Source organism: Shinella sedimenti (genome assembly GCF_022601905.1).
Lineage (GTDB): Bacteria > Pseudomonadota > Alphaproteobacteria > Rhizobiales > Rhizobiaceae > Shinella > Shinella sedimenti.
This window is the reverse complement of record NZ_JAKVIN010000006.1, coordinates 186,089-207,718: the sequence shown is the minus strand read 5'-3', so window position 1 is coordinate 207,718 and position 21,630 is coordinate 186,089. Positions and strand designations below refer to the sequence as shown.

General features: G+C 62.2%; 15 protein-coding genes and 1 tRNA gene. 13 read left to right on the top strand and 3 right to left on the bottom strand.

The features are described from left to right. The first annotated feature begins 31 nt into the window (after positions 1–31). The 5 genes from cpdR1 (at position 32) to MKI86_RS15265 (ending at position 3,218) form a co-directional block, all read left to right on the top strand. Positions 32–394, top strand: coding sequence for a response regulator CpdR1 (gene cpdR1, locus MKI86_RS15285; RefSeq protein WP_023512679.1), 363 nt, complete (start codon positions 32–34; stop codon positions 392–394). A gap of 95 nt (positions 395–489) precedes the next feature. Continuing rightward, positions 490–564: transfer RNA gene (locus MKI86_RS15280), tRNA-Val, on the top strand. A 111-nt stretch (positions 565–675) separates the two neighbouring features. Continuing rightward, on the top strand, positions 676–930 hold the full coding sequence (locus MKI86_RS15275; RefSeq protein WP_241601921.1) for a hypothetical protein: 255 nt from the start codon (positions 676–678) through the stop codon (positions 928–930). 53 nt (positions 931–983) lie between these two features. Further along, positions 984–1,436: an energy transducer TonB gene (locus tag MKI86_RS15270; protein WP_241601918.1), complete on the top strand. Its 453-nt coding sequence runs from the start codon at positions 984–986 to the stop codon at positions 1,434–1,436. 297 nt (positions 1,437–1,733) lie between these two features. After that, entirely contained in the window at positions 1,734–3,218 is a 1,485-nt protein-coding gene (locus MKI86_RS15265; protein WP_241601913.1) for a nucleobase:cation symporter-2 family protein, read from the top strand. Positions 3,219–3,287: 69 nt separating this feature from the next. Here the strand turns inward: MKI86_RS15265 and MKI86_RS15260 are convergent, their stop codons facing one another. Continuing rightward, entirely contained in the window at positions 3,288–3,428 is a 141-nt protein-coding gene (locus MKI86_RS15260; protein WP_241601910.1) for a YgdI/YgdR family lipoprotein, read from the bottom strand. Between the two features lie 180 nt (positions 3,429–3,608). Between MKI86_RS15260 and MKI86_RS15255 the strand changes: the two genes are divergently transcribed. Beyond that, on the top strand, positions 3,609–5,138 hold the full coding sequence (locus tag MKI86_RS15255) for a UxaA family hydrolase (protein WP_241601907.1): 1,530 nt from the start codon (positions 3,609–3,611) through the stop codon (positions 5,136–5,138). Here MKI86_RS15255 and MKI86_RS15250 read toward each other — a convergent pair whose 3' ends face one another. Further along, positions 5,139–5,492: a VOC family protein gene (locus MKI86_RS15250; protein WP_241601905.1), complete on the bottom strand. Its 354-nt coding sequence runs from the start codon at positions 5,490–5,492 to the stop codon at positions 5,139–5,141. It lies immediately after the preceding gene. Next, the gene (locus MKI86_RS15245; RefSeq protein WP_241601901.1) at positions 5,489–6,541 is read right to left on the bottom strand and encodes a GntR family transcriptional regulator; all 1,053 of its coding nucleotides are present in this window, start codon (positions 6,539–6,541) and stop codon (positions 5,489–5,491) included. Before MKI86_RS15245 ends, MKI86_RS15250 begins: the two co-directional genes overlap by 4 nt. A 205-nt stretch (positions 6,542–6,746) precedes the next feature. On the opposite strand from MKI86_RS15245, the gene ilvD reads away from it, so the two are divergent. From ilvD to glgB, 7 genes are all read left to right on the top strand, one after another. Beyond that, positions 6,747–8,582 (top strand): dihydroxy-acid dehydratase, encoded by a 1,836-nt coding sequence (ilvD, locus tag MKI86_RS15240; RefSeq protein WP_241601888.1) that lies wholly within the window; start codon positions 6,747–6,749, stop codon positions 8,580–8,582. 124 nt (positions 8,583–8,706) lie between these two features. Further along, the gene (locus tag MKI86_RS15235; protein WP_241601885.1) at positions 8,707–12,030 is read left to right on the top strand and encodes a transglutaminase family protein; all 3,324 of its coding nucleotides are present in this window, start codon (positions 8,707–8,709) and stop codon (positions 12,028–12,030) included. A gap of 20 nt (positions 12,031–12,050) precedes the next feature. Then, entirely contained in the window at positions 12,051–14,456 is a 2,406-nt protein-coding gene (locus tag MKI86_RS15230; RefSeq protein ID WP_241601883.1) for a circularly permuted type 2 ATP-grasp protein, read from the top strand. A 22-nt stretch (positions 14,457–14,478) separates the two neighbouring features. Next, complete coding sequence (locus tag MKI86_RS15225) at positions 14,479–15,366, top strand: transglutaminase family protein (RefSeq protein WP_241602528.1); 888 nt, start codon at positions 14,479–14,481, stop codon at positions 15,364–15,366. Between the two features lie 140 nt (positions 15,367–15,506). Continuing rightward, complete coding sequence (locus MKI86_RS15220) at positions 15,507–16,739, top strand: vWA domain-containing protein (RefSeq protein WP_241601882.1); 1,233 nt, start codon at positions 15,507–15,509, stop codon at positions 16,737–16,739. 203 nt (positions 16,740–16,942) lie between these two features. Beyond that, the gene (locus tag MKI86_RS15215; protein WP_241601880.1) at positions 16,943–19,402 is read left to right on the top strand and encodes a glycogen/starch/alpha-glucan phosphorylase; all 2,460 of its coding nucleotides are present in this window, start codon (positions 16,943–16,945) and stop codon (positions 19,400–19,402) included. Next, positions 19,402–21,615 (top strand): 1,4-alpha-glucan branching protein GlgB, encoded by a 2,214-nt coding sequence (gene glgB, locus MKI86_RS15210; protein ID WP_241601877.1) that lies wholly within the window; start codon positions 19,402–19,404, stop codon positions 21,613–21,615. Before MKI86_RS15215 ends, glgB begins: the two co-directional genes overlap by 1 nt. Positions 21,616–21,630: the final 15 nt, after the last annotated feature.

Sequence of the window (21,630 nt, the reverse complement as noted above, 5' to 3'; positions counted from 1 at the left end):
CAGATAACCTCAGCAATGGTTCCCGAATTCCATGACACCTAAGATTCTCCTCGCAGAAGACGACAACGACATGCGCCGCTTCCTGGTGAAGGCGCTCGAAAAGGCGGGCTATCAGGTGCTGTCCTATGACAACGGCGCCAGCGCTTACGACCGGCTTCGCGAAGAACCCTTCTCGCTTCTCCTGACCGATATCGTGATGCCCGAAATGGACGGTATCGAACTGGCGCGACGCGCGACCGAACTCGATCCCGACCTCAAGGTCATGTTCATCACCGGCTTTGCGGCCGTTGCCCTGAACCCGGATTCCAAGGCTCCGAAGGATGCCAAGGTCCTCTCCAAGCCCTTCCACCTGCGTGATCTCGTGGAAGAGGTCAACAAGATGCTGGCGGCCTAAGCCTCGGAAAAGACCACGAAAACGGCACGTAAAAAAAGCTTCAAAAAGCCTATTGACGCCGCCGGATGTTTTGTGGTCTATGCGCCTCATCGAACGGGCGTGTAGCTCAGCGGGAGAGCACTACGTTGACATCGTAGGGGTCACAGGTTCAATCCCTGTCACGCCCACCATTCGATCCAAAAGGCCCTGTTTTCACAGGGCTTTTTTGTTTTTCGGGTTTCGTGATCGGTTCGCGTCGCCTCCTCATTTCCGAGAAACTGGCAGTGCATAGCGGAGCTCGCATGCGGCTTTATTTCTGGCTCATCGCACTCATCGCCGGCACCCTCTTCCTGGCCATGCTGACGGTCGATTTCGGGCTGACTATTGGCGAGCGGGCGCAGGGTGGGTATGCTGCCCGTACCGCCGAAGAACAGGTGGAAGCGGAAGCGCGCGCGGCCGCCAGCAGGGCGGAGGCGAACGACGCCGCGGACGAAGCGATGAAAGCGCTGGACGCTCTGAACGCCTCCGGCAACAAGGCTGCCGACACGAAGGAATGACGCATTGAACGCTTATCGCCATCACCGATGTTCCACCGGACAACGAGGATGACATGACGGCACGTTTCTTTCTTGCGGCCTTCGCCGCAGCGGCCATTTCGCTTTCCCTCCCCGCCTCAGCGCAGGATGCTACGTCGCAGCGCCCTGCTCCAAGCGACAAGAAGAGCTGGTCGCAAGCTGTCGGCGCACAGATCAAGCGGCAGAGCACGCTTGCGGTGATAAAAGCGCGCGAGCTCGGTCTGGACGGCGATTTCGAGGTCAGCGTCGGGTTTAGGATTTCTGCCGACGGAAAGGTCTCCGATGCCCGTATCGTCACATCCTCAGGCAATCCTGACCTGGATGCGGTCGCCATCGACATGGCAAATCGTGCCGCGCCCTTCCCCACTTTTACGCCTGACATGGGAGAAGAGCCCGTATCGCTGGTGGCGCCGATCATTCTGAAGCTGAAGAAGCCCGAGACAGCCGACACGCTGTCCGAACCGACCCCACCCGTCGCGGCCGAATAACGTTTGCAAGACAGCTGTGCCGTGCAGGAAAAAGTTGACGACACTCCAACTTTGACGTTCAAATAACGTCGCATACAGCTTGCGTGGAAATTTGCCAATTGCGCAAGCGCTTGAAACGAAAACGGAATTTCGATGATGTCCGGTGTTTCCGGGTAATCTGCCTGTGCGTAATTACCCCGGAAATCCGTAAAGTGTTTATTGCCCGCCTATACTTGCAGCCCGCACCCCGGCTCCCAAAGATGCCCCCTCCCGTTGGAGGACGGGACTTGAGGGGTCGACGTGATAGGAGGAGTATCCATGAGCGACGCATCCAGCATACATCCCGTGGATGAGAGGTTGCCCACGGGCAGGCTCGCCACCCTCGGCATACAGCATGTCCTCGTCATGTATGGCGGGGCGGTCGCGGTGCCGCTGATCGTCGGACGCGCCCTGCAGCTCAGCCCGCAGGACGTCGCCTTCCTCATCTCCGCAGACCTCTTCGTCTGCGGTATCGTCACCATCATCCAGTCTCTCGGCTTTGGGCGCCACGTCGGCATCCGCCTGCCCGTCATGATGGGCGTGACCTTCGCCTCGGTCGGCCCCATGGTCTCCATGGCCAATGCCGTGCCGGGCACGGAGGGTGCGCGCATGATCTTCGGCGCCATCATCGGCGCGGGCTTTATCGCGTTGCTGCTTGCACCCGTCATGGGCCGGCTGCTGCGCTTCTTCCCGCCCATCGTCACCGGCACAATCATCCTGGTGATTGGCGTTTCGCTGATGCGCGTGGGCATCAACTGGATCTTCGGCAATCCCTTTGGCCCCACCGCCCCCAAGCTGGTGGACCCGGCACACAGCGAATGGCTCGCCCAGATGAAGACGCTGGCAGAAACCGGCGGCCCGGCCGTGCCGGATGGTCTTGCCCTCGCACCGAGCGTTCCAAACCCGATCTATGCCGAGCCCGGCCATATCGCGCTTTCGGCGCTTGTGCTTGTCTCCATCCTGCTTATCGCCCGGTTCGGCCGCGGCCTTATCAGCAATATCGCGGTGCTCTGCGGCGTGATCATCGGCTGTCTCGCCGCATCCATCCTCGGCATGATGCATTTCGACCGCGTTTCGGATGCCGGCTGGTTCGCCGTCGTCACGCCGCTGCATTTCGGCATGCCCATCTTCGATCCCGTGCTGATCGCCACCATGACGCTCGTCATGATCGTCGTCATGATCGAATCGACCGGCATGTTTCTGGCGCTCGGCGAAATCACCGGCCGACAGGTTTCGCAGCAACAGTTGACGGCAGGCCTGCGTGTCGACGGCATCGGCACGATGATCGGCGGCCTGTTCAACACCTTCCCCTATACGAGCTTCTCGCAGAATGTAGGCCTGGTCGGCGTTACCGGCGTAAAAAGCCGCCATGTCTGCGTGGCCGGCGGCATCATCATGATCGTGCTCGGCCTTATCCCGAAGATGGGCGCGCTGGTGGAAGCCGTGCCAACCTTCGTTCTGGGCGGCGCGGGACTGGTGATGTTCGGCATGGTCGCGGCTACAGGCGTGCGCATTCTCTCGACGGTGGACTTCAAGTCCTCGCGCAACAACCTGTTCATCGTCGCGGTCTCTGTCGGTTTCGGTCTGATTCCGCTTCTGGCGCCGAACTACCTGATGTGGATGCCGCATGCGATCCACCCGATCATCGAATCGGGCATCGTGCTGGCGTCCATCGCCGCTGTGGTTCTCAACGCCTTCTTCAATGGCGTGCGCTTCGAACAGGCCTCGGCGATCGATGCCGCAAGGCTCGCCGACAGCCACTGAAGCACAAGCCAAACAAGAAAGCCGGTCCGTTCATTGCGGGCCGGCTTTTCTTTTTTCGTGATCGGTTGATCAGTTCAGCGGAACCCGCATGCCACCGTCCGAAACCGGCGGGCGTGCATAGGTGGTGTTGTCGGCCGACGACGTCGTGCTGCAACCCGCAAGCGACAGAACAGCAAAAGCGGCGGCGATGACGCCGATGATGGGACGCATGGACCTCTCCTTCGTAGTGAACGCAAAACACATAGGCTCTTGAGCGGCATCCGTCCACCGACGGGGCACGCGGAAAAAGCGCGCGGCCGGTGAATAGCCCCGCGCCATCGCGACACGCCGCCATAAATATTGACTTTTGCTGGCAAAGTGCATAATGCGCAGACCAACAGAGGAAATGCGATGATTGCCGATCTTCCCGCCGTGCTCGTACTCAACGCTAAGGACAATGTCGGCGTCGTGCCTGCCAATGTCGATGCCGGCCGCGCGCTGGTGAACGGCGTCATTGCCGCCGAGCGCATTCCGCGCGGTCACAAGGTGGCGATCTCTCTCATTGCCGAGGGCGCACCCGTGCTGAAATACGGCCAGATCATCGGCTACGCGACGAAGGCCATCCAGCCCGGCGAGCATGTGCATCTGCAGAACCTCGCCATCCTGGACCTGGCACTGAAACATGAATTCTGCGTGGACAATGCTCCGCCCGTCATGGTGCCGGCGGAGCGGCGACGCACCTTCGACGGCTTCGACCGCGGCAACGGCCGCATCGGCACCCGCAACTATATCGGTATCCTCTCGACCGTGAACTGTTCCGCCACGGTCTCGCGCTATGTGGCCGAGCATTATGCCCGCAGGTTCCGCGAGGCCGGCCACGACAATATCGATGGTGTGGTGGCGCTGACCTATGGCGGCGGTTGCGCGCTGAACCTTAGATCCGAGGGCGGGCGCATTCTGACGCGCACCTTCAAAGGCTATGCACGCAATCCGAATTTCGGCGGCATCCTGATGATCGGCCTGGGTTGCGAGACCTTTCAATACGGCCCGCTCGTGGAAGAGGCCGGGCTGGAGGAAGGCAAGACCTTCCGCACCATGATGATCCAGAACCAGGGCGGCACGCGAAAGACGATCGAGGCAGCCTGCGAGATGATCGACGACATGCTGCCGGATGTCGGCCGCATCCGCCGCACGCCACAGCCGCTGTCGGGCATCAAGCTGGCGCTCGAATGCGGTGGATCGGACGGCTATTCGGGCATCTCCGCCAATCCGGCGCTCGGCGTCGCCTCCGACCTGCTTGTAAAGGAAGGTGCGACGACGGTGCTCTCCGAGACACCCGAAATCTATGGCGCAGAACACCTGCTGACCCGCCGCGCCGCCCGGCCGGAGGTCGCAGAAAAGCTCCTGTCGCGCATTGATTGGTGGCGCGACTACACGGCGCGCAATGATGCCGAACTCAACAACAACCCCTCTTTCGGCAACAAGGCGGGCGGCCTGACGACCATCCTCGAAAAATCACTCGGCGCGGTCGCCAAAGGTGGCTCCATGCCGCTCAATGCCGTCTATGAATATGCAGAGGAAGTGACGGAGCCGGGCTTCGTCTTCATGGACACGCCCGGCTACGATCCTGCGGCCGTGACCGGGCAGATCGCCGGCGGTTGCAATCTCGTCGCCTTCACTACGGGCCGCGGTTCGGTTTCCGGCTACAAGCCGGCCCCCTGCATCAAGATCGCCACAAACACGCCCATGTACGAACACATCAAGGACGACATGGATATCAACTGCGGCACCATTGTCGATGGCAGCGAGACGATCGAGGAGGCTGGCCGCCGTATTTTCGAATTCGTCATCGAGACCGCGTCCGGACGCAAGACGGCAAGCGAGGCCTTCGATTACGGCGACAACGAGTTCGTGCCCTGGCAGGTCGGCGCTATCACCTGATCATCGCGTGTGCATGACGATATTGATGAGGGTGCCGGCGGGATCGCGCACGAAGAAGCGGCGCACCCCCCAGGGCTCGTCCACCGGCCCGTATTCGATGGTATGACCGCCAGCACGCGCAGCCAGATACGCCGCCTCGACATCGTCGACCTCGACCGAAAGCGCCGGCACCGGCGTGCCGGACCCGCCTTCGGAGGCAAAGCTCACCTGTGGTGATGTCTGGCTTTGGTTGCCATAGGTCACGATCCAGCCATGGTCCATCAACAGGTCAAGACCCAGCACCTCCCTGTAGAAGGCGGCCACCTCCGCAGGATCGGTCGTCGCTATATTGGCGACGATGCGCTTGACCTTCATGCCGGTTCTCCCGCGCGCGCCACCAGCGTCGCATAGGCCGGTGTGTCCGGCCGGTGCACCCCGCGCAGTTCCGCAACGCGGCCGATCACCTTGGGCAGCGAAACGACGATATGATGGCGCAGCGTCTCGGCCGCCCGGGCGAAATCCTCGACGTCGAGCGCGCGAAACACCGCCAGATGCTCGGCGATGAAGGGCTCGTCTTCGGGCATGCGGTGCGAGACGCCGATGACATGCTTGCTGACATTCAGCATGAAATGGGCGCGACGCAACGCGATCAGCAGTTCGCGGTTCGGGCAATAGCCAAGGCAGGTGATGTGCAGGTCCGTTTCCAGATCATCCATCGCCTCGACGGACAGGGCAGGATAGACGGCCAGCGCCTCCTCCAGCCGCTCCGTCATCACCTGCCGCTCAGCCGGCGGAATGAAGGGGGCCGCCTGCAGCAATGCGACGGGCTCCAGCGCGACACGAATGGCATGCAGGTCGCGCATGCGCTGTTCATCGAGCGGAACCAGCGTCCAGCGCATGCGCTCGTCCTTCTCGACGATACCGAGGGCTTCCAGCCGCATAAGCGCATCGCGCGCCACCTGCCGGCCGACGCCGCGGGCGCGCGCCAGCTCCACCTCGTTGATGCGGTAGCGCCCGAAGACGGAGAGGTGCACCATTTCCCGTTCAAGGCTCTCGTAGATTGCCTCCCAGCCTGGGGCCTTGCGCAACGCCGGCGCCTCCTCGTCGAGGCCCAGCATTTCCGCCGTCAGCGCCACCCGTTTCGGTCCGCTGCGGCCCTGTCCGACAAGGAACCCGCGCCCGTCGAACCGGCGTACCATGCCCCCCTCTTCGAGAAGGGCGAGTGCTTGGCGCACCGGCGTGCGGGTGGAGGCGAAAAGCGTGGCGACCGGCCCCTCCAGCAAGAGCGCGCCTTTCGGCAGGCGGCCGCCAGAGATCGCATCGGCCAGCACGTCGCGTATACGCAGGTAGAGCGGGCTCTTGTCGAGCGCCGCCTCCACGCCTTCTCCGCCGGCCTCCGCCAAACCCTGACTGCTTTCGTTCATGTCGCGGACCATGCCACGAATGCACCATGCCGACAACGGTCAGCACAAAGCCCGCTTCTGGCAAGGAAATTGCGCCGCGACGGCAAAAAATCGTCATTCCTTTCGTGACGCGCGAGGCGTTTTGCGCTAGGGAACCCTCTCAAGGCTCGCAATGCGGCCGCCAAGGCCCCATATGCCAGCCGCGTCCATCTCCGAGGAACTGACCATGCCCGCATATCGCTCCCGAACCACCACCCACGGCCGCAACATGGCCGGTGCCCGCGGCCTCTGGCGCGCGACCGGCATGAAGGACTCGGACTTCGGCAAGCCGATTATTGCGGTGGTGAACTCCTTCACCCAATTCGTGCCAGGTCATGTGCACCTGAAGGACCTCGGTCAGCTCGTTGCACGCGAGATCGAGAAGGCCGGCGGCGTCGCCAAGGAATTCAACACGATCGCCGTCGACGACGGCATCGCCATGGGCCATGACGGCATGCTCTATTCGCTGCCGTCGCGCGAGGTCATCGCAGACTCCGTCGAGTACATGGTCAACGCGCACTGCGCCGATGCCATGGTCTGCATCTCCAACTGCGACAAGATCACGCCCGGCATGCTCAACGCTGCGATGCGCCTCAACATCCCCTCCGTCTTCGTCTCCGGCGGCCCGATGGAAGCCGGCAAGGTCGTTCTGCACGGCAAGACCCATGCGCTCGACCTCGTCGACGCCATGGTCGCCGCCGCCGATGACAAGATGTCCGACGAGGACGTCAAGGTCATCGAGCGCTCAGCCTGCCCGACCTGTGGCTCATGCTCGGGCATGTTCACCGCCAACTCGATGAACTGTCTGACGGAAGCACTCGGCCTGTCGCTGCCCGGCAACGGCTCTACGCTGGCGACCCATGCGGACCGCAAGCGCCTGTTCGTCGAGGCCGGACACCTGATCGTCGATCTCGCCCGCCGCTATTACGAGCAGGAAGACGACAGCATCCTGCCGCGCAACGTCGCCAACAAGCGAGCCTTCGAAAACGCCATGTCGCTCGATATCGCCATGGGCGGCTCGACCAACACGGTGCTGCACATCCTCGCCGCCGCGTATGAAGGCGGCATCGACTTCGACCTCGACGACATCGACGAGTTGTCGCGCCGCGTGCCGTGCCTTTCAAAGGTGGCGCCCGCCAAGCAGGACGTGCACATGGAAGACGTGCACCGTGCCGGCGGCATCATGCGCATTCTCGGCGAACTGGAGCGCGGCGGCCTGATCCACCGCGACACCCCGACCGTTCATGCCGAAACACTGGGCGACGCGATCGACCGCTGGGACATCACGCGCACTTCCAGCGAGACCGTGCGCACCTTCTTCCGCGCAGCACCGGGCGGCATCCCGACCCAGGTCGCCTTCAGCCAGGAAGCCCGCTGGGACGAACTCGACACGGACGGCGAAAACGGCGTCATCCGCTCCGTCGAACACCCATTCTCCAAGGATGGCGGCCTGGCCGTTCTCTCTGGCAACATCGCGCTCGACGGCTGCATCGTGAAGACGGCCGGCGTCGATGAATCGATCCTGAAATTCTCGGGCCCTGCCGTGGTCTATGAGAGCCAGGATGCGGCCGTGAAGGGCATTCTCGGCAACGAGGTCAAGGCTGGCGATGTTGTCGTCATCCGCTACGAGGGCCCGAAGGGCGGCCCGGGCATGCAGGAAATGCTCTATCCCACGAGCTACCTGAAGTCGAAGGGCCTCGGAAAGGCCTGCGCGCTGATTACCGACGGCCGCTTCTCCGGCGGCACCTCTGGTCTGTCGATCGGTCATGCCTCACCCGAGGCGGCGCAGGGCGGTGCCATCGGCCTCGTGCGTCAGGGCGACCTGATCGAGATCGACATCCCGAACCGCACCATCAACCTTGCCGTTTCGGAAGACGAACTTGCAGCCCGTCGCGCCGAACAGGACAAGCTCGGCTGGAAGCCGGCTGCTCCGCGCAAGCGCAACGTCACGACGGCGCTGAAGGCCTATGCCGCCTTTGCCGCCAGTGCCGACAAGGGCGCCGTGCGCATCCTGCCGGAATAAAGTTTTCCCGGGCGCGCGGCTTTCGCTCCGCGCCCGGCTGCGATCCCGCTTGCAATCTTTCTTCGCAGCGCACAAAATCCTCTCGATGGCGGCGTGAGACCGCCCGAGGGGAACAAGAGCGCGTATGTCGATCAAGGCCGGTATCTACCACCTCACCCATTACATCTACGACAAACCGGTCCGCCTCGGACCCCAGATCATCCGGCTGAAGCCGGCGGCACATTCCAAGACCAAGGTAATCAGCCACGCGCTGAAGGTCTCGCCCGAAAACCACTTCGTAAACCTGCAGCAAGACCCGTACGGCAATTACCTAGCCCGCTACGTCTTTCCCGATCCGGTCACCGAACTGAAGATCGAGGTCGACCTCGTCGCTGACATGACCGTCTACAATCCCTTCGACTTCTTCGTCGAAGAGCAGGCGGAACAATGGCCGTTCGACTATCCGGAAGACCTGCGCGAAGATCTCGAGATCTACCGTACCCCCGAACCCATGAGCGCCGCACTCGAAGCCTTCATGGCGACGGTCGATCGCACACCCGGGCAACGCACGGTGGACATGGTCGTGGGGCTGAACGCGCGCCTCCAGCAGAAGATCGGCTATGTCATCCGCATGGAACCGGGCGTGCAAACGCCCGAAGATACGCTGGAAGTCGGCCTTGGATCTTGCCGCGATTCGAGCTGGCTGCTCGTGCAGATCCTGCGCAATCTTGGCTTTGCAGCCCGCTTCGTCTCCGGCTACCTCATCCAGCTGACGCCGGACCTGAAGGCGCTCGACGGCCCCTCCGGGACCGAAGTCGATTTCACGGATCTGCATGCCTGGTGCGAGGTCTATCTGCCAGGCGCCGGGTGGATCGGCCTCGATCCGACATCCGGCCTCCTGACCGGCGAGAGCCACATACCGCTTGCCGCCACGCCGCACTACCGCAATGCGGCCCCGATCAGCGGCGGCTATTTCGGCGAGGCGAACACCACGTTCGATTTCGCGATGACGGTGGATCGCGTGGCCGAGCATCCGCGCATCACAAAGCCTTTCTCCGAAGAAAGCTGGGAAGCGCTGAATGCGCTCGGCCGCGATGTGGACGGCGTGCTGGCGGCAAACGACGTGCGCCTCACCATGGGCGGCGAGCCGACTTTCGTTTCCATCGACGATTTCGAATCGGGCGAGTGGAATACAGATGCCGTCGGCCCCACCAAACGCGAGAAGGCCGACCAACTGATCCGTCGCCTGCGTCAGCGTTTCGCGCCGGGCGGCTTCCTGCATTACGGACAGGGCAAGTGGTATCCCGGCGAAAGCCTGCCGCGCTGGACCTTCTCGCTTTACTGGCGACGCGATGGCAAGCCGATCTGGCACAATCCGGACCTGATTGCCGAGGAAGGCAGCGATGCCGCCGTGAGCGAAGCCGACGCGGCGGCCCTTCTCGGCGCTGTCGCGCAGGAACTTGGTCTCGCGCCCGATCTGGTCCAGCCCGCCTACGAGGATCCTGCTGAGTGGATCATCAAAGAAGGCAACCTGCCAGACAATGTCGATCCGTCGAACTCGAAACTCGAAGACCCAGAGGAGCGTAACCGCATCGCGCGCGTCTTCGAGCGCGGCCTTACCAAACCGACCGGCCACATCCTGCCGGTGCAGGCGTGGAACGCAAAGGCGACCGGCAAGCGCTGGATCAGCGAGCGATGGCAGACGCGCCGCGGCAAGATCTTCCTTGTTCCCGGCGACAGCCCCGTAGGCTATCGCCTGCCGCTCGGCGCCCTGCCCTACCTGCCGCCATCGGATTATCCCTACATCAATCCAGCCGATCCCTCGGAAGCAAAGCCGCCGCTGCCGGACTTTGCCGAGGGCGGCCGCGCAATGGCCGAGGCGTCGTTTCAGGCGAGTGATGCCGGGCAGCAGGGCCGCGTCGAGCAGGTTCGCAGCGACATCGTCGGCACCGTGCGCACGGCCATGAGCGTCGAGGCCCGCGATGGCAGGCTGTGCGTCTTCATGCCGCCCGTCGAACGCGTGGAAGATTACCTCGAACTGGTGACGGCTGCAGAACAGGCGGCGACCCGTCTCAACCTCGCCGTCCACATCGAAGGCTATGCGCCACCGCAGGACGAGCGTCTCAACGTCATCCGCGTCGCTCCCGATCCCGGTGTCATCGAGGTCAATATCCATCCCGCCTCCAGCTGGCAGGATTGCATCGACATCACCAGCGCGGTCTACGAGGAGGCGCGGCTTTCGCGGCTCGGCGCAGACAAGTTCATGATCGATGGGCGCCATACCGGCACGGGCGGTGGCAACCATGTGGTCGTCGGCGGCATGAACCCGAATGACAGCCCGTTCCTGCGCCGACCTGACCTGCTGAAGAGCCTCGTGCTTCACTGGCAGCGCCACCCCTCGCTTTCCTATCTCTTCTCCGGTCTCTTCATCGGCCCGACGAGCCAGGCGCCACGCATGGACGAGGCGCGCCACGATGCGCTGTATGAACTGGAGATCGCGCTCGCGCAGGTTCCGCCCCCCGGCCAAGGCGCACCGCCCCTGCCGTGGCTCGTCGACAGGCTCTTCCGCAACCTGCTCACCGATGTCACGGGCAACACGCATCGCTCGGAAATCTGCATCGACAAGCTGTTCTCGCCGGATGGACCCACCGGACGACTGGGCCTTGTGGAATTTCGCGGTTTCGAAATGCCGCCCAATGCCCGCATGAGCCTTGCCCAGCAATTGCTGATCCGCGCGCTCATTGCCCGCTTCTGGCTGAACCCGGCCGAAGGTGGCTTCGTGCGCTGGGGCACGACGCTGCATGACCGTTTCATGCTTCCGCACTATGTCTGGCAGGATTTTCTCGACGTGCTGGCCGACCTGCGCGCCAACGGCTTCGATCTCAGGCCGGAATGGTTCGCCGCCCAGCTGGAGTTCCGCTTTCCCTTCTGTGGCGAGGTGGAATATGAGGGTGTCGGCCTGGAGGTGCGCCAAGCGCTGGAGCCATGGCACGTCATGGGCGAACAGGGCGCGATCGGCGGCACCGTCCGCTATGTCGATTCCTCTGTCGAACGCCTCCAGGTGAAGCTCGAAACAACGAACCCGGCGCGCTACACCGTGGCCTGCAATGGCCGCCCGGTGCCGCTCAAGCCGACGGGCACGCAGGGCGTTTCCGTCGGCGGCGTGCGCTACAAGGCCTGGCAACCCGCCTCCGGCCTCCATCCTGTGCTACCCGTCAACGCCCCGCTTACATTTGACATTTATGATACATGGTCGCGGCGGGCGATCGGGGGCTGCATTTATCACGTTGCCCATCCGGGCGGACGCAACTATGACACCTTCCCGGTGAACGGAAACGAGGCCGAGGCGCGCCGGCTGGCGCGATTCGAACCGTGGGGTCACCGGGCGGGCGGCTACACGCTGTGGCCGGAAACGCCGTCGGCGGATTTCCCGCTGACGCTGGATCTGCGCCGCCCGCCGGGGCTCTAGCCGCCTTTAGGAGAATGTGAGTGAAGACCACGAGTGCGCAGGCACAGCCCGAAGCCGGAGCGGCCGAAAAGCCGGTCCGCGGCTATGCGCCACTCCCTGGCGTGGCGGACGAGATGGTCGACACGGACGGCAATGTCCGTCCGGTCTGGCGGCATTTCCTCTCGGCGCTCGAACGGATGGACGAGACGGAGCTTTCCGGCCGCTTCGCCCGCGTCGACCGCTACCTGCGTGATGCCGGCGTCTTTTACCGTGCCTATGGCAAGGAGACGGTCACAGACCGTGCCTGGCCGCTCTCCCACATCCCGGTTCTCATAGACGAGGCCGAATGGGACGACCTCTCGCGAGGGCTGGTCCAGCGCGCCGAACTGCTCGAGGCGGTGGTGGCCGACATCTATGGCAAGAACGATCTCGTCGCGAACGGTCTCCTGCCACCGGCCCTTGTCGCGTCCAACAACGAATTTCTGCGGCCGCTCGTGGGTGTGCAGCCGGCCGGGCAGCACTTCCTGCATTTCGTGTCTTTCGAGATCGGCCGTGGCCCTGACGGCAACTGGTGGGTTCTTTCGGACCGAACCCAGGCCCCGTCCGGTGCAGGCTTTGCACTGGAAAACCGCGTGGCGACGACACGCGCCTTCTCCGATGTGTATGCCGAAACCCATGCGCACCGGCTCGCCGGCTTCTTCGGCGCCTTCCGCAATGCGCTGCAGGCGGGCAAGCCGGCCGAAGACCGCATCGCCGTCCTGACGCCGGGGCTCGCCAACGAAACCTATTTCGAGCACGCCTATATCGCCCGCTATCTCGGCTTCATGCTGCTGGAGGGAGAGGACCTCACCGTCGTTGGCGGCAAGGTCATGGTGCGCACCGTCGCGGGCCTCAAACCTGTCGGCGTGCTCTGGCGACGCCTCGATGCCGCCTTCGCCGACCCGCTGGAGCTGAACCAGAATTCCCATATCGGTACGCCAGGCATGGTCGAGGCGTTACGCGCCGGCTCTGTGACCTTCGTCAACGCGCTCGGCGCCGGTATCGTTGAAACACGCGCCTTCCTTTCCTTCCTGCCCAATATCTGTCGCCATCTGCTTGGCGAGGACCAACGCCTTCCCTCCATTGCCACCTGGTGGTGCGGCCAGGAAGACGAGCGCGCCCATGTCGCGGGCCATATCGAGCGCATGATCGTCGGTCCGGCCTATTCGACACGCCCGTTCTTCGATGACAACGAGCAGTCCGTCCTCGGTTCTTCGCTGCGCGAAACGGCAAGACAATCGATTACGGAGTGGCTGGAAACGGATGGGCCGAGGCTCGTCGGGCAGGAAGCCGTCACGCTCTCCACAACCCCCGCCTTCGTTGACGGCAAGCTTGTGCCGCGGCCGATGTCGCTGCGTGTGTTCGCTGCGCGCACCCGCGACGGCTGGCAGATCATGCCCGGCGGCTTTGCCCGCATCGGTGCCGGCGACAATGTCTCCGCGATCGCCATGCAGGAAGGCGGCTCGGCGGCGGATGTCTGGATCGTCAGCCGCAAACCGGTGGAGCGCACCAGCCTGCTGCCGGCGGAAGAGATGTTCATCCGCAACATGCCCGGCAGCCTGCCGAGCCGCGCGGCCGACAACCTCTTCTGGCTCGGTCGCTACATCGAACGTGCCGAAGGGGCATTGCGCATCCTGCGCGCCTGGCATGGCCGCTATGCTGAATACGCCGACCCGTCCCAGCCGCTGCTGAAGGATGTCACCGATTATCTCGATGCGCTCGACATCGACACATCGGAAGCCGTGCCGACAAGCCTCATCCGCAATATCGACAGCGCCGTCTTCTCCGCCAGCAACATCCGTGACCGCTTCTCACCCGATGGCTGGCTGGCGCTGAACGACCTGTCGAAGACAGCCCGGCGCTTCCATGTCAGCATCGAGCCGGGTGACGACGCCACACGCGCGATGACCGTGCTGTTGCGCAAGCTCGCCGGCTTCGCAGGCCTCGTGCACGAAAACATGTATCGCTTCACCGGCTGGCGCTTCCTGTCCATCGGTCGCTATCTCGAGCGCGGTCTGCACATGACGCGCCTTCTCGGCCACATGTCGGGCGAGGATGCACCTGACGGGGCGCTCGACATGCTGCTTGAGATCGGCGATAGCGTGATGACCCATCGTCGCCGCTATAACGTCGCCACCGCGCGCCTCACCGTGACCGACCTTCTGGCGCTCGATCCGCTCAATCCCCGCTCGATCCTCTACCAGCTCAACGAGATCAAGAACGAGGTCGAGCAACTGCCGAACGCCTATGCCAACGGCCAGATGTCGCCGTTCTACCGCGAGGCGATGCGCCTGCATGCCGGTCTTGCCGTAATGACGCCGGAGACGATGACGGACGCCGTCTACAAGCGCTTCGAGGCGGAGCTCGAAAAGCTGTCCGACATCCTCGCGCAAACCTATCTGAGCTGAGTTGGAGGACGACGCTGTGACCATGCTCTACGACGTCAACCTTCACATCGGCTATCTCTACGACACACCGGTCTCCGGCGGCCGGCATATCGTGCGCGTGCTGCCGCTTTCGCTGGGCCGGCGCCAGCGGCTGGTGGCCGGGACGATCGGCGTGGCGCCGGTGCCCGGCGAGCGCGTCGATCACAGCGACTTCTTCGAAAATCCGATGAGCGCGATCCTGTTTCGCAGCAACCACGAGCGCCTGGACATCCGCATGCAGGCCCGCGTTCATGTCGACGTGCCGCAGGCCGCCGCGGATTTTTCGCCGCGTCTGGACGCCCTGCCGTCGGAGATCGCCGGACACTGGTCACTCGATGCCAACTCGCCGCATCATTACACCGGCTCCAGCCCGCGCCTGAAGGACTGCCCTGAAATCACCGACTATGCTAGGGGTATCGTCAATCCTGATATGACGGTCCGCGAGATCGCCGCGGCCATCTGCGCGCGGATTCACAAGGACTTCACCTACGACGCGGAGGCAACGAGCGTGGACACGACCCCGCGCGAGGCCTTCAAGCTGAAACGTGGCGTCTGCCAGGACTTTTCTCATGTGATGATCGTTGCGCTGCGCAGTCTCGGCATACCCGCGGGCTATGTCAGCGGCTTCCTGCGCACCATTCCACCGCCGGGCAAGGAACGCCTTGAGGGCGCGGACGCCATGCATGCTTGGGTGCGCTATTGGTGCGGCCGGGTCAACGGCTGGATGGAACTCGACCCGACCAACGATATTCCCGCCGGCAATGACCATATCGTTGTCGCCTATGGCCGCGACTATTCCGATGTCGTCCCGGTGATCGGCGTTCTCAAGGGCTATGGCGAACACCAGACCACCCACGCGGTCGACGTCGTTCCCGTGCGCCAGCCGGGCTGAATTCCCGTTTGGGAACAGAACCATGGTCGGAATTGCGGGATGGGCGCAATTTTACGAAAACTATACCAAGCCTTCAAACCGTTGAATAAGACTTCGCTGATAGGTTGACCGCACATTAGGGCAATGGCGGGTGGCATCTCATGACGAAGAAGATACAAGGACCGGCGATCCTCTCGCGGTTGCTGAAGGATCGTCTCGGCAATTTCGCCATGGTGACGGCAGTTACGATACCCGTCATCCTCGCCGCCGGCGGCGTCGCCATCGACATGACCAAGATGGTTCTGGCGAAAGCCGAACTCCAGGATGCATCGGATGCGGCCGCACTCGCGGCGGCATCAGCATTGGCCAACGACAACAAGACGGCCGCCGAAGCCAAGAAGATTGCCGCCGAACTTTTCGCCCTTCAGATGAGCGGCACGTCGGGGATCGTCAAGGAAGGCGACAAGACGCTCGTTGATGACGCGCCAGTCATCGACATCAAGGAAACAGCGATCCAGAACAATGGCAAATCCTACACGGTTGACATTGCCACAAGCTACTCTGTCAAGTTCAGCGTCTTCACACGTCTTTTGGGTCACAGCACGATCAAGCTTGCAGCAGCCAGCACGGCCGAAAGTGTTTCCGCGACGGAATCAAAGAATGCCTTCTCGATGTTCCTCGTGCTGGACCGCTCCGGCTCGATGTCGTTTATTACCACTGAGATCGAGAGCAAAGATAATCCGTGCCAGAATTTCACAAGTTCCAACTGGAACGAACAAACGAACCTAAAAAAGAGCAAGCCTTGCTACGTTCCAAAAATCAATGCTCTTAAAAGAGCGGTTGGAACTCTCGCCACGCAGATGAACAAGGCTGACCCGAATGCTCAATATGTCCGCATGGGCGCTTCCTCTTACAACGATATAATATGGCCGCAGATTTCAGCCCTCGCGTGGGGCACGAAGAGCGTGGTCGATTATGTCAACGCAATACCCAGAATGCCAACGGGAGGAACCGATTCAAGCGACGCCTTCGCCGAAGCCGTTAAAAGGCTCAAGGATGCAAGCGAACTTACGGCGCACCAGACCAAGAATGGCAAGACGCCAAACCGCTATATCGTCTTCATGACCGATGGTGAGAACACGCACTATAGAAAACAGGCTAGCGATACCGAGGCGGATCGGCATACGAAGATCAGTTGCGATGAGGCTCGAACCGCAAATATCGAGGTTTATGCCGTTGCCTTTCTCGCGCCCGCACGCGGTCAGAAGCTCCTGAAGTATTGTGCGACGACCGAGCAGCATTATTTTGCGGCGGAAAATGTAGAATCCCTCGTCAGCGCTTTCAGTGTCATCGGCTCGCAAACCGCCGCCGTCGTCTCTCGTCTGACGAAATAAACAGTCAACGTCTCAAAATACGACCGCTGTGCGTCCGTACAGCGGTCTTTTTGTCATTTTCATAGTCCTTTAGCTCCACTTAAAATGCATGCGTCCTTTCTTGAAAACGCATATTGCAAGCGCTTCGGATAGATGCATAAATTGATTTAAACGCGCTTTTCGAAGCACCGAAAACAGAATGACGCGAGGGGCATAGTTCACCGATGATGAACCGGGTTAACAGCAGCGACCTCGCTCCGGCGCTCCGCACCTCAAATGTCGAACAACTGGCGATCGAGCTTCTGGAACGCCTTAAATACCGCATCGGCAAGGACCCGAAAGTGGCCAAGCCGCATGACTGGCTGACGGCCGCCATTCTCGTCGCCCGCGACCGCATCACCGACGCCTGGATGGACTCGACCCGCCGCACCTATGCGACGGGCGCCAAGCGCGTCTACTATCTGTCGCTGGAGTTCCTCATCGGCCGCCTCATGCGCGATGCCATGACGAATATCGGCATCATGGAGGAAATGCGCCAGGCCCTCGCCTCGCTCGGCGTCGATATCGATGTCATCGCGGAGCTGGAGCCGGATGCCGCCCTCGGCAATGGCGGCTTGGGCCGTCTGGCCGCCTGCTTCATGGAAAGCATGGCCACGGTGGATGTGCCGGCCTACGGCTACGGCATCCGTTACGTGCACGGCCTTTTCCGCCAACAGATGGCGGATGGCTGGCAGGTGGAACTGCCCGAAACCTGGCTTGCCCATGGCAACCCCTGGGAGTTCGAGCGGCGCGAGAGTTCCTACGAGATCGGCTATGGCGGTATCGTCGAAACGATCAATATCGGCGAGGCCAAGCAGCGCTTCGTCTGGAAGCCTGCTGAGCGCGTTATCGCGACCGCTTACGATACGCCGGCCGTCGGCTGGCGGGCGAAGCGCGTCAACACGCTGCGTCTTTGGGCCGCCAACCCGATCGATCCGATCCTTCTTGAGGCGTTCAACGCCGGCGACCACATCGGCGCACTGAAGGAAAGCAACAAGGCCGAAAGCCTCACGCGTGTTCTCTACCCCGCGGACGCCACACCGGCCGGCCAGGAACTGCGCCTGCGCCAGGAATTCTTTTTCTGTTCGGCCTCGCTGCAGGACATCCTGCGTCGCCATCTCCAGCAGTACCCGGATTTCACATCGCTGCCGGACGCCGTGGCCATCCAGCTCAATGACACGCATCCCGCCGTCTCCGTCGCAGAGCTCGTGCGCCTGCTGAGCGATGTGCATGGCCTGGATTTCGATACGGCCTGGGATATCTCGCGCCGCACCTTTTCCTACACCAACCACACGCTTCTTCCAGAAGCGCTTGAAAGCTGGCCGGTTCCGCTGTTCGAACGCCTGCTGCCGCGACACATGCAGATCGTCTACGCGATCAACGCGAAGATCCTTCTGGAGGCCCGCAAGGAAAAGGATTTCGAGGACCAGCGGATCCGCAGCATATCGCTGATCGAGGAATCGGGCGAACGGCGCGTGCGCATGGGCAACCTCGCCTTCGTCGGCTCCCACTCGATCAACGGCGTTTCCGCGCTCCACACGGAACTCATGAAGGAAACCGTCTTTGCGGACCTTCACAAGCTCTACCCCGACCGCATCAACAACAAGACGAACGGTATCACGCCGCGTCGCTGGCTGATGCAGTGCAATCCGGGCCTGTTCAACCTGATCCGCGAGTCGATCGGCGACGCCTTCATGGACGACGCCGAGGCCCTGACAGCACTCGACGCGTTCGCCGACAACAGGGATTTCCAGGAGCGTTTCGCCGCGATCAAGCGCGACAACAAGAATCGCCTTGCCAATCTCGTCGGCAGCCGCATGGGCGTGCGCATCGATCCGACCGCGATGTTCGACATCCAGATCAAGCGCATCCACGAATACAAGCGCCAGCTTCTCAACATCATCGAGGCCGTCGCGCTCTACGACCAAATCCGCTCGCATCCCGAACTCGACTGGACGCCTCGCGTCAAGCTCTTCGCCGGCAAGGCGGCGCCGAGCTATCACAACGCCAAGCTCATCATCAAGCTGGCGAACGACGTCGCCCGCGTGATCAACAACGACCCGGCCGTGCGCGGCCTGCTCAAGGTCGTCTTCGTGCCGAACTACAATGTCTCGCTTGCGGAGATCATGGTTCCTGCAGCAGACCTGTCGGAGCAGATCTCCACCGCGGGCATGGAAGCATCGGGTACCGGCAACATGAAGTTCGCGCTGAACGGCGCGCTCACCATCGGGACGCTCGATGGCGCCAATGTCGAAATGCGTGATCATGTCGGCGAAGAAAACATCGTCATCTTCGGCATGACGGCCGAAGAGGTCGCAACGGTGCGGGCCGAGGGGCACAATCCGCGCGCCATCATCGAGCAGTCGAAAGAGCTTTCGCAGGCGCTCGCCGCCATCTCCTCCGGCGTCTTTTCCCCCGACGACCGCAATCGTTTCACCGGCCTCGTGGACGGTATCTACAATCACGACTGGTTCATGGTGGCCGCCGACTTCGACGCGTATGCCAAGGCTCAGCGCGAGGTGGACGGCATCTGGAACGATAAAACGTCGTGGTATTCAAAAACAATCCGGAACACAGCGCGCATGGGCTGGTTTTCCTCTGACCGGACCATACGTCAATACGCCAAGGAAATCTGGAGAGCTTGATGACCACACCGCCGAACAAAGGCACGACGGACCAACCGTTAGAGCTTCTGGCGAAGGCGGACATCGACGCAATCCTCGAAAGCCGGCACTGGGATCCGTTCGCAGTTCTCGGCCTTCATGTCTCCGGCGACCGTCATATCGCCCGATGCTTTCTGCCTGGCGCGACACAGGTGATTGCCCAGACCTTAACCGGCAAGGAAGTCGGAACCTTGCAGCAGCTGGATTCGGCCGGCATATTCGCCGGCGAGGTGTCGGTCAAAAAGTTGCAGCCGATCCGCTATCATGCGCGCAATGAAAGTGGAGAATGGATCGTCATCGATCCCTACAGCTTCGGTCCGGTTCTCGGGCCTATGGACGATTATTATATCCGCGAAGGCTCGCATCTTCGGCTCTTCGACAAGATGGGCGCCCATCCCATGACGGTGGAGGGTGTCGACGGCTTCCACTTTGCCGTCTGGGCTCCCAATGCCAAGCGCGTTTCCGTCGTCGGCGACTTCAACGCCTGGGACGGTCGCCGGCACATGATGCGCCTGCGACGCGACACCGGTATCTGGGAAATCTTCCTGCCTGAAATCGGACCCGGCCATGCCTACAAATACGAAATCGTCGGGCCGGATGGCGCGCTCGTGCCGCTCAAGGCCGACCCTTTCGCACGTCGTTCCGAACTGCGCCCGGCGAATGCATCCGTCACCACCGGCCAGATCGACCAGAAATGGGAAGACGAGGCGCATCTGAAACATTGGGCCGAGGCTGACGCCCGCCGCCAGCCGATCTCGATCTACGAAGTCCATGCCGGTTCCTGGCAGCGCCAGCACGGCGGCGGCTTCCTCACCTGGGACGAACTGGCCGAGCGGCTCATACCCTACTGCGTCGATATGGGCTTCACCCATATCGAGTTCCTGCCGGTCTCCGAATTCCCCTTCGATCCGTCGTGGGGCTACCAGACAACCGGCCTCTATTCGCCCACCGCGCGCTTCGGCGAGCCGGACGGGTTCGCGCGTTTCGTCAACGGCTGCCACAAGGTGGGCATCGGCGTCATTCTCGACTGGGTGCCGGCGCATTTCCCGACGGACGCGCATGGCCTCGGCCGTTTCGACGGCACCGCCCTCTATGAGCATGAAGATCCGCGACAGGGTTTTCATCCCGACTGGAATACCGCGATCTACAATTTCGGCCGGGCAGAAGTCCTCTCCTACCTCGTCAACAACGCGCTGTACTGGACCGAGAAATTCCACCTCGATGGCCTGCGTGTCGATGCCGTCGCCTCGATGCTCTATCTCGACTATTCCCGCAAGCACGGCGAATGGGTGCCGAACGAGTATGGCGGCAACGAGAACCTCGAGGCCGTGCGGTTCCTCCAGTCGATGAACGCGCGCGTCTATGCCGCTCACCCCGGCGTGCTGACCATTGCCGAGGAATCCACATCCTGGCCGAAGGTTTCCGCGCCGGTGCACGACGGCGGCCTCGGCTTCGGCTTCAAGTGGAACATGGGTTTCATGCACGACACCCTGCAATATCTGTCGCGCGAGCCTGTTCATCGCAAGTTCCACCACAACGACATGACCTTCGGCCTGCTCTATGCCTTCACGGAAAACTTCGTGCTGCCGCTCAGCCATGACGAGGTGGTGCACGGCAAGGGCTCGCTGATTGCCAAGATGCAGGGAGACGACTGGCAGAAATTCGCCAATCTCAGAGCCTATTACGGCTTCATGTGGGGCTATCCGGGCAAGAAGCTCCTGTTCATGGGCCAGGAATTCGCCCAATGGCAGGAATGGAGCGAGGAACGGTCGCTCGACTGGAATCTGCTGGAATATCCGCTGCATGAAGGCATGCGCCGGCTCGTGCGTGACCTCAACGGCACCTATCGCCGCAAGGCTGCGCTGCACGCGCGCGATTGCGAAGGCGACGGCTTCGAATGGCTGATCGCCGACGACCGCGAGAACTCCGTCTTCGCATGGTTGCGAAAGGCGCCGGGCGAAAAGCCGATCGCCATCGTTACGAATTTCACGCCCGTTTACCGCGAGAACTACGGCGTGCCGCTTCCGATGGAGGGACGGTGGCGGGAAATACTGAACACCGATGCCGAAATCTATGGCGGCAGCGGCAAGGGGAATGGCGGCGCCGTCCAGGCAAAAAAACACGGCGATGGAACGATAACAGCCAATATCACGCTGCCGCCGTTGGCGACGCTGATGCTCGAGCTGGATGCATAAAACAAGAATCGGGAG